This window comes from Ruegeria sp. BC3, from assembly GCF_056539265.1.
The window spans coordinates 58,861-68,298 of sequence record NZ_JBQFUP010000002.1 but is presented as its reverse complement, the minus strand read 5'-3'; the positions used below and the strand labels follow the sequence as shown (position 1 = coordinate 68,298).

General features: G+C 59.7%; 11 protein-coding genes. 5 read left to right on the top strand and 6 right to left on the bottom strand.

What is annotated here, in order from left to right; translation table 11 throughout:
• Positions 1-22: 22 nt before the first annotated feature.
• From ACR0MV_RS05835 to ACR0MV_RS05810, 6 genes are all read right to left on the bottom strand, one after another.
• A complete protein-coding gene (locus ACR0MV_RS05835; protein ID WP_170428530.1) occupies positions 23-1,117 on the bottom strand; it encodes a flagellar basal body P-ring protein FlgI in 1,095 nt (364 codons plus the stop codon).
• Positions 1,114-2,121: a flagellin gene (locus tag ACR0MV_RS05830; protein ID WP_170428527.1), complete on the bottom strand. Its 1,008-nt coding sequence runs from the start codon at positions 2,119-2,121 to the stop codon at positions 1,114-1,116. Before ACR0MV_RS05830 ends, ACR0MV_RS05835 begins: the two co-directional genes overlap by 4 nt.
• Before the next feature lie 2 nt (positions 2,122-2,123).
• On the bottom strand, positions 2,124-3,575 hold the full coding sequence (gene flgK, locus ACR0MV_RS05825; RefSeq protein ID WP_480701315.1) for a flagellar hook-associated protein FlgK: 1,452 nt from the start codon (positions 3,573-3,575) through the stop codon (positions 2,124-2,126).
• A gap of 33 nt (positions 3,576-3,608) precedes the next feature.
• On the bottom strand, positions 3,609-4,904 hold the full coding sequence (locus ACR0MV_RS05820; RefSeq protein ID WP_480701313.1) for a flagellar hook protein FlgE: 1,296 nt from the start codon (positions 4,902-4,904) through the stop codon (positions 3,609-3,611).
• Between the two features lie 98 nt (positions 4,905-5,002).
• The gene (locus tag ACR0MV_RS05815) at positions 5,003-5,839 is read right to left on the bottom strand and encodes a flagellar motor protein MotB (RefSeq protein ID WP_480701311.1); all 837 of its coding nucleotides are present in this window, start codon (positions 5,837-5,839) and stop codon (positions 5,003-5,005) included.
• Between the two features lie 83 nt (positions 5,840-5,922).
• Positions 5,923-7,260, bottom strand: a complete 1,338-nt coding sequence (locus ACR0MV_RS05810) for a FliI/YscN family ATPase (RefSeq protein WP_170428514.1) — start codon at positions 7,258-7,260, stop codon at positions 5,923-5,925.
• 87 nt (positions 7,261-7,347) lie between these two features.
• Between ACR0MV_RS05810 and ACR0MV_RS05805 the strand changes: the two genes are divergently transcribed.
• The 5 genes from ACR0MV_RS05805 to ACR0MV_RS05785 are packed head-to-tail and all read left to right on the top strand — an operon-like array spanning position 7,348 to position 9,420.
• Positions 7,348-7,734 carry a FlgB family protein gene (locus tag ACR0MV_RS05805; RefSeq protein WP_480701309.1) on the top strand — a complete coding sequence of 129 codons (387 nt, stop codon included), beginning with the start codon at positions 7,348-7,350 and terminating at the stop codon, positions 7,732-7,734.
• 11 nt (positions 7,735-7,745) lie between these two features.
• Positions 7,746-8,132 carry a flagellar basal body rod protein FlgC gene (flgC, locus tag ACR0MV_RS05800; RefSeq protein ID WP_480701307.1) on the top strand — a complete coding sequence of 129 codons (387 nt, stop codon included), beginning with the start codon at positions 7,746-7,748 and terminating at the stop codon, positions 8,130-8,132.
• 11 nt (positions 8,133-8,143) lie between these two features.
• A complete protein-coding gene (gene fliE, locus ACR0MV_RS05795; protein ID WP_480701305.1) occupies positions 8,144-8,434 on the top strand; it encodes a flagellar hook-basal body complex protein FliE in 291 nt (96 codons plus the stop codon).
• Between the two features lie 3 nt (positions 8,435-8,437).
• Positions 8,438-8,710: a flagellar biosynthetic protein FliQ gene (locus ACR0MV_RS05790; RefSeq protein ID WP_170418319.1), complete on the top strand. Its 273-nt coding sequence runs from the start codon at positions 8,438-8,440 to the stop codon at positions 8,708-8,710.
• A complete protein-coding gene (locus ACR0MV_RS05785; RefSeq protein ID WP_480701303.1) occupies positions 8,710-9,420 on the top strand; it encodes a flagellar hook-basal body complex protein in 711 nt (236 codons plus the stop codon). The genes ACR0MV_RS05790 and ACR0MV_RS05785 overlap by 1 nt, the downstream gene beginning before the upstream one ends.
• The last annotated feature ends 18 nt before the right edge of the window (positions 9,421-9,438 follow it).

Sequence of the window (9,438 nt, the reverse complement as noted above, 5' to 3'; positions counted from 1 at the left end):
GGCCGCTTGGCCCCAGATTTTCTTAGCGAACGACAAACTCGGCGTGTAGAGCACCCGCCGCTTTGATCGTTTTGAGGATATCGATCATATCACGCGGCGACACTCCCAATGCGTTCAGGCCAGCGACGACTTCGGACAGGGTTGTCGCTTCGGGGATTTCGGCCAGCCCGGTGCCTTCCTCTTCCTCGATTCCGGCGATGGTCCTTGGCACGACAACGGTCTCGCCACGTGCAAACGGGTTAGGTTGCACAGCAATCGGAGCCTCTTCGACCGTTAGTGTCAGATTACCTTGCGACACTGCCACGCGGGAAATCCGAACCTCTTGCCCCATGACAATGGTGCCCGAGCGCTGATCGACCACAACGCGGGCCTTGGTTTCGGGTTCGACCAGAATGTTCTCGATCCGACCAAGAGCGTGAGCGGTCGAAATTGCCTGTGTCGCCGCGATATTCAACTCAACTGTGCCGGAGTCGCGCATGATTGCCACTCCGCGATTGAATTCGGCATTGATAGCGGCCTCAATCCGACCTGCGGTGGTAAAATCCGGTTCGCGCAGGGCAAGGCGCATTTGTGTCAGCGTCGACAGTTCAAAATCAATCTCGCGTTCGACGCGTGCCCCCGACGGGATTACACCTGACGTCGGAACACCCTGCACGACCGAAGCGGCGTCGCCCTCGGCAACGGCACCGCCGGCCAGGACGGTGCCTTGCGCGACCGCATAGATTTGCCCGTCGGCGGCGTTGAGCGGGGTCATGATCAACGTCCCGCCAAGCAGGCTTTTCGAATCCCCGATGGCTGAAACCGTGACGTCGATCTGCCCGCCCACGCGCGAAAACGGAGGCAGACTTGCGGTCACCAGAACGGCGGCCACGTTTTTGGGGCGAAAGTCTTCGCCATTCACGTTGACGCCCAGCCGTTCAAGAATGTTGGACATGATCTCTTCGGTAAACGGAGAGTTCCTGAGGCCATCGCCGGTTCCGTTCAGGCCCACGACCAGACCGTAGCCGACCAGATCGTTACCCCGTACCCCGTCGAAATCCACCAGATCCTTCAGCCGGATCGCCCCGGCCGAGGCCAGACCAGGCAGCAGCATCAGAAGAAAAACTAGAACTCTCATCTCAGGAAATTCACCAGCGATAGGTTCGCGTTGCGAACGGTGACGGAATACAGGCTCTCCAATTGGAACTGGACGGTTTTTAGCCGCGTGGCCGTTTCGTACGGATCTGCAGCAATCAGAGTGTTCCGGCTGCTTTGCAGACTTGTTCGCGCCGCAGTGTTGCGCGTCTGAGCCTGCTCGATCCGGGCTTCGGTCGCGCCGACGTCGGCCCGAAGTCGGACCAGTTGGTCCTTTGCGTTGACCAGATCGACGCCCAGCTGTTTGAACAAAGCTGTACGCTGCTCGGTCGGGACGTTCAGTCCACTGTCCGAGACCACCGCCGCGACCGCGATATCACGCAACGCCGCTTTGATGGCGGGGTCTGTTGCCGTGATCGGGATGGAGACACTTTCATTCTCGGAGATCTGCATCGGCGCCAGTTTGGTATCAGAGCCCCGGTACATCACGGCGTCAAATCCGGCAGGGTCATTGAACCAGTCCTTAGCCCGTTGCCGGATGTCAGCAACGGTGGTTGCGCCTGTCAGTTCAGATTGAAGCGCGGCAATCAGCGCGTCTGCAGATGGCAGGGGCGAGACGTCCGTTGCGGTGCCAGAATACAAGCTGCGTCCACCCGCCCGCGTGTTCAGTGCCGAGATCATGACATTCAGCTCGTTTCTGGCCTGAGTGGATGCATTCTCATGCGTGACCGCCTGGTTCGAGGTGCCAAACGACAGAAGGGATGAAGTGATACCGTCAACTGCCCCGGCAACGGTATTCAGGCTCAGTTGCATGGCGTCGGTGAACAGTCTGGCTTCGGCTGTCGAGACCTTGAATGCATCCAGCCGGGACAAGCTGCGGTCCAGATCCAGAAGGTGCGAGTAATCCCCGTCCAGATGGCCGGAAATGTCCTGAACCCGACCGGAGGACAGCTCGTATGACAGGGTTTCGATCTGGGTTTTAATCTCGGTCGATCGGGTTCTGAGAGTTAACCCGCGTGCCAGATCACCAATGGAAGTAAGATTCATTGTCACAACCTCAGCAGAGTGTCCATCATCTCATCCACGGTTGAGATGAGTCGCGCGTTCGCGGTATATGTCTTTTCGATCTGCATCAGGTTTTGCAGTTCGGTATCGGTATCGACGCCCCGTTCAGCCTCGATCTTTGCCATTTCCAGCTGCGCGTTCTTGGCAAAGGTTTTGCGACCTACAGCGGCGTGGGTGTCTGCACCGACTTTGGACAGTAGCGCCTCGGCCAGCTCAGCGGCGCGCATGTTTCCGGTACCATAGAGCCCACCGGGAACGGGGCGGGCATCCTGCAGAACCGCTCCAAATGCCCGAAGTTGAGCTGCGTTGCCCGAATCTCCCGGCGTGGCCGCGCCAAGACCGGTCCTTAGTTTCCAGCTGTCGCCGCCATCGTCTGGGTCCGCGACCGAATTCAGGCTGATACGCGCAGCCAGCCCGGTTACCGTTGCCGGGTTCAAACGGTTGCCATCATCGGTGAAAAGGCCGGGATCGGTGGCCGCGGTGGTCGTATCAAGACCCGCGGTTTCAAACCGCTCGATAAGATCTCGCGCTGCCGTGTCCAGATGCACCTGCGCCTCGACGGCCAGTTCATCACGAATCTTGAACTGAGCGGCCAGTGATCCCCCCCGCAATTGCGCAGAGTCACCGCTGGTGCGAACGGGTTGGCCGTTCATCTGGAGACCGGACAGCAGGTTATTGCCGAGCGTCATATGCGGTTTGGTTTCGCCCGTGGTCGTGAACTCGAACCTTGCTGCCTGGCCTTCCAACAGGATCAGGCCACCGTCAGAATACAACGACACCCTGTCGTTTTCGCGCGCAACGACATTGACCGGGATCAGTTCATTCACCTGGTCGATCAACACCTGCCGCTGATCCAGCAAAGCATTGATGTCTCCGCCAGAGTTTTTGATGCTGGGGATCTTGTTGTTCAGCTCTTCGATGTCTTGCAAGGTCTGGTTCAGTTTGTCGACTTGCCTGCCAATTGTCCTGTCTGCATCCGACCGCGCCTGCCGCAGCCCTTCGGACGCCGTGTTCAGGCTGTCAGCAAGATCGCGAGCGGCGCGGGCGGCCTGGTCCAGCCGAACTTTTGAGTCCGGCAGGCTGGCAGCGGTGGTCAGGCTATTCTCAAACGCAGTCAGCCGCGAGGCAAAGGATTTGGGGTCATCGACCGAACCAACGGCTTTTTCGACCCGCGTATAGAAATCCGATAACGCACTTGCACCAGCCAGACTGGCATCCGAGTCACGCCGGTTAGCGGTCAGGACCGAGTCCTGATGCCGCGTTACACCAACTGTTCGCACTCCATTGCCCGAGATCGGACTGGTGGCCAGTTCAAGCGATCGGCGCGCATATCCCGGTGTCAGGGCGTTTGCGATATTGCCCGAGACAACTGCGGCCCCGCGACTGGCGGCAGTCAAGCCGCCCAGCGCATTGTTCAATGCTGTCGTCACGTTCATCGGACAGGTCCTTTCGCTAGTTCAAAGCCCGCATCAGCGTTTGATGTTTGTCGTTTCCTGCAGCATCTCGTCGACTGTCTGAATCACCTTCGCGCTCGAAGAAAACGCGCGTTGCGTTTGGATCATCGAGGTCAGTTCGGTGGCTACGTCGGTCGTCGACTCCTCGCGTGCGAAGGCCACCAGGTCACCTGTCGGTCCCTCGCCGGCGTTCCAGAGGAAGAATGTGCCACTATCGCGCGAGGGGGCGTAGGTCTGGTTGTCCAACGCCTTCAACCCGTTCGGGTTGGGCACGTCCACAAGAGGGATCTGGTACACGCGGCGGCTGACGCCGCTGTCGTACTGGGCAAAGACATAGCCCTTTTCATCCACCTTGACGCCGGTCATCGTCGCCACCGGAGCCCCATCGCGCGTGATCGAGACCGGTGCGAACGTATCCGAGAGCTGGGTAATCCCGTTCTTGTCGCCGATGCGACCGATATTGATCTCCATCGGTCCCCCATCCACGTTCACCACAAAGCTGCCATTGGCCGGATCGTAGGCCCCGCCGGAAACGGCGGTAACGCTGGCCAGAGTGCCACCCGCTGTTCGGCTGTCGGTGAACGTAAGGCGGTATTCGCCAATCACCGTACCGCCCGAAGCAGAATCTCGCAGGGTCATGGTCCATTCGTTGCTGGAGCCGGTGGCGGGGACGGTTGGCACAAGTTCGATGTTAACGGTCTCAGATTTGCCGAGGTTGTCGAAGTACTCAACCGACAGGGGCTGCGTGTCGCCCGGTGCGCCGGCATCCGTTGCGGTCGCTGGCAGGTTCATGCGCAGGTTCATACTGGTGGTCGGCGCCCCGCTCAGTTGATTGACGCTGAGTTTGACCGGTTCAAGCGCCGCGGGCGTATCGCGGGGTACGCTGGGGATCGACCCATCCGGATTCGCGGGCCACCCCAACAAAACCAGACCGGATTGGGTGACCAGATGCCCCTGCGCATTGGTGCGGAATGATCCGGTGGTGGTCAGCAGCATCTCATTCGAATTTGCACCAACCTGAGAGCTGGGCCGCACCGGCAGCAAACCACGCCCGCGTACGGCAAGATCAGTTGAGTTGTTCGTTGTGACCAGCGAGCCGCGCTGATCGATCATGCGCTGACTTGTGGTTCTGACGCCCCCCGCTGAATAGCTGCCCCCCTGACCGGATGTGACCATCGAGTGAAAATCCGTCTCGACCCGCTTATAGCCAAAGGTCGACGAATTGGCGATGTTGTCCGAGATGGTTGCCAGCCTGTTGGCGTTGGCCTTCAAAGCGGCCACACCGGCATTCAGCGAAGAGGAAATTGTCATTGGAACGCCCTTCTGTTGCGTCAAAACTTGATGCAACAGCTAACGTGCAGGGCCTTAACAGCACGCTAACAGGTAAAATACGCTCTATCCTTTTCTCCTCAGGGCGTCCGCAGAAAGATGACCTCGATCCGGTTGTTGCGCGCGGCCATCGGGTTTTTGGCCATCAACTCGCGATCCGCGTGACCGGTCACCCGATCCACCCTTTGGGCTTTTAAACCCACGTCCTGCAGCATCTGGCGTGCTTTCTGCGCACGTGCCGTCGACAAATCCCAGGCCGGGTTGTGCACCAGAACCACAGGGGATGCGCGGACGTGACCTTCGATTGCAATGGCGTTCTGCACCAGGTCCGAGGACCGTGCGACCAGAACCGCAAGCGCGCGCATCATGGCGGTTGGTGTGTCGGTACCTGATTCGAACAGTGGCTGATCCTCGGTATCAAACAGTTCGACCACCAATCCTTCGTCGGTGACCCGCGTGACGATATGTTTCAGAACCTTATCCGAGAACATGCTTTCGCCCGAGCGCCCCAAAAGCTCGGATTCGAGGGTCGAAAAATCCTCGGCGCTTTTCTTCCCGCCATCCGCGTCCACGCCGACCGATCCGCGCGCCTGTCGCGCTACGGTCGGGCTTTTCTGACTGGCCCCCGAGCCGTCCATCACCATGGTCTTTTCAGAGAACATGTTGTTGCCGCCGAACGCACCGTCGCCCCCGCCCGACACCGGATTCACGGGAATCGTTGGCGAAAAGTAATCGGCCAACCCCTTGCGTTGTTTTTCCGTCGTTGCATTCAGCAGCCACATCAACATGAAGAACGCCATCATGGCCGTGACAAAGTCCGCATACGCGACCTTCCACGCGCCACCGTGGTGACCATCGCCACCTGACACACGCTTCTTCTTGATGATGATTGGCGCCGCATTGGATTGCGCACCCATCTCCACCACCTTTTTATCACCCGCTACCGGGGTAGCAGCGCAGGTCTTAAGGCGGCCTTAACGCGTAAAACTGTCCGGGTTTTCTATTGTGGCGGTATTGCCCCGGCCCGACGCAGGATCAATTGAAGATGGTCAAAACTGTTCTTGATCCCATCTGGCTCTGCCTTGGCAAAGAAGGCATCGAGCTCGCCGTGGACCCGCACGGCCTGATCCAACAACGGATCGGCGCCCTCAGAGTAAAGCCCGGCCTTGATCATCACCTCGGACTCTTCATAGCTGCCGACCAAACGGCGGGTCTGAGCGATCAGCTGGTTTTCCTCAGCCGAGGCCGCACCAGGCAAGCTGCGCGAGACTGAGCGGCTGAGATCAATGGCCGGAAACCGCCCGCGCTCGGCAATTTCACGGCTCAGCACGATATGGCCGTCCAGAACGCCGCGCAGGATGTCCGCTATGGGTTCATCCATGTCTGACCCGGCGACCAGAACGCTGAATACGGCAGTAATATCGCCTTGTTCCACAGTGCCCGGCCCGGCGCGCTCGCACAGTCCGGCGATCAAGGGCGTGACCGACGGGGGGAAGCCGCGCAGCGAAGGCTGCTCGCCCATGGCCACGGCAATTTCGCGATGCGCTTCGGCAAAACGGGTGACAGAATCGGCAAGAAACAGGACGTTCATGCCCTGATCACGCAGGTATTCAGCGACCGACATGGCCGACCATGCACAGCGACGCCGCGCCAGCGCCGACTGGTCCGAGGTCGCGGCCACCACGACCGAACGCTTCATACCCTCGGCCCCAAGCGCATGATCGACAAACTCATTCACCTCGCGCCCGCGCTCGCCAACCAAGGCGACCACCACGGCATCCGCCTGCATTGACTTTGCCAACGTGGCCAAGAGGGTGGATTTGCCCACGCCCGACCCTGCGAACAGGCCAATCCGCTGCCCCTGCACCACGGGCAGCATGGTGTTGAGCATGGCCAGTCCGGTCTCCATCCGCAGGCCCAGTGGTTTGCGTGTCACGGCCTGGGGTGGTGCACGCATGATGTCCTGTTCCTGCGTGCCAGACAGCAGGGGTTTTCCATCCAACGGTTTGCCAAACGGATCAACAACCCGCCCCAGCCAGTGCATTCCCGGCGCAAAGGCGCGGGTTTGATTCAGAATCACCCGGTCACCCAGGCTAACGCCATCCGGGGCAGCAGCGGGCATCATGTGGATCAGATCGGATTCGACATGAAGAACCTCACCTTCAAGATCCGGCCCATTGCGGCGGCGCAATGCCAGGTGGTCGCCGATCCGGGCCTGCCCCTCAAGTCCCTGTATTTCAATGATTCCGCGCGCCACGCCGGACACACGGCCCATATGGCGTACCACCGACAAACGGTCGATTTCGCATTTCAGAAGCATCGGGTCGAGATCGGACATCGTGGGTTCTCCAACGGGTTTCTGAAAACGGTTTCTAAAGGAATCGGGGTTAAGCCTTGATTGAAATTGATCGAGGGAGAAGCCCCGATGTTCTATGACCTGAACGTCTTTAAGACCGCGTACGCAATGGCAACTCATGCCGGGCAAAGGCAGTCTGTCATTGCGCGCAACATGGCCAATGCGGATACGCCGGGCTACCAGCCCCGCGATATCGAGGCCTTTCAGAAAGCATTCGAAAACACAGGCAAGATGGAAGCGATGTCCGCCACGCGTGCCGGGCATCTGAACGGCGTGACCGGTCTGCAGCCTTGGGCCGAATTCGAGGTTGCGCCCTCGGGCGACCCCAACGGCAACGGCGTGTCGATCGAAGAGGAGATGTTCAAAGCGATTGAGGTCAAGCGTCAGCACGACCGCGCGCTGACCATCTACAAATCCTCGATGAACATTCTGCGCAGCAGTCTGGGCCGGGCGTAAGGGGCAGAGTGATGAGTGATTTTTCCCATTCCCTCGCCGCCTCGACCAGCGCCCTGCGTGCGCAGTCTGCGCGTCTGAGGCATGTGTCCGAGAACATCTCGAACGCCGACACGCCCGGGTACCGTCGCAAGACAGTGCCGTTCGAAACCGTGCAGAAAGATGGGCGCGACATGGTGCAGGCCGGACGCGTCAAACTGGATCGCCGGGACGGGTCGCGCATCTATGACCCAAGTCACCCGATGGCTGATGACACCGGCCACTACCGCGGCTCGAATGTCGACCTGATGATCGAGATCGCCGACGCCCGTGAGGCGCAGCGCAGTTACGAAGCCAACCTCAAGATGTTCGACCAGACACGCCAGATGTCGTCGAGCCTGATGGAACTCCTCAGAAAATAAAGGACACCAGAATGGATATCCGAGCTCTCAACGCCGCCCAGAGCTATGCAGGCGCGCGCCCCGCAACCCAGGCCAATCCCGATCACGCCGGAATGGCGCAGGGGTTTCGCGCAGGTTTTCAGGACTTTGCCGCGACGCTGAAACACTCCGAGCAGGTGTCGCAGGCCGCGATGACCGGACAGGCTGATCCGCATGCGCTGGTGCAAGCGCTGGCACAAACCGAGTTGGCCGTGGAAACGGCGGTGATCGTACGCAACAAGGTGGTCGAGGCCTATCAGGAAATCCTGCGGATGCCGGTCTGACGCATGCTTAGCGAAGGTCTCTTCTATGACATCGTGCGTCAGGCGCTGTGGGTCGCGGTCATCACCTCGGTTCCGATCCTTGCCGTGGCGCTGGTATCGGGCCTGATTGTGGGCCTGTTCCAGGCGCTGACCTCGGTGCAGGAGATGACGCTGACCTTCGTGCCCAAACTGATTGCCATCGTCATCGTGTTCTGGATTTCGATGGGGTTCATGACCCAGACGCTGGTCACCTTTTTCACCGGAACACTTATCCCTTTGATCGCAGGAGGTCGCTGATGGATACCGCCTATGTCACCCTGTCCCGGCAATCGGGTCTGATGAACGAAATGCGGCTGGTGGCGAACAATATCGCTAATGCCAACACGACAGGCTACCGCGCGCAAGGCCTGGTATTCTCGGAATTCGTGCGTGACATGCCAGGCAACCCGTCCCTGTCCATGAGCCGCGCCGAGGTCCGGAACACCTCTTTGCAACAGGGCGTCCTGACTGAAACGGGTGGTCAGTTCGACTTTGCAATCGAGGGCGACGGGTTTTTCATGGTCGAGACGCCTGCGGGAAACAGACTGACCCGCGCCGGTGCCTTCTCGCCCAGTGCGGACGGGGATCTGGTCACAACGGATGGGCGCCGGGTGCTGGACAGCAATGGTGCACCCCTTTTCATACCCCCGGACGCGGCCTCGATTGACGTGGGCAATGACGGAACGATGAGCGTCAATGGCCAATTGTTGGGTCAGATCGGGGTCTACCGGGTCGCTGATCCCAAAACACTGGTGCGCGAAGGCAGCACCCAGTTTCGGGCCGAAGGTGAGATAGAGCCGGTCGAGGACCCTTTGGTCATCCACCGATTTCTCGAAGGGTCGAACGTGAACGCCATCGCGCAGGTCTCGCGCCTGGTGGAAATCCAGCGCGCCTATGAGCTGGGGCAGAGCTTTCTCGATACCGAAGATGACCGGCTGCGCGGTGCGCTCAAGGCGCTCATGCGCTGATGTGAACAAGGAGGGTTT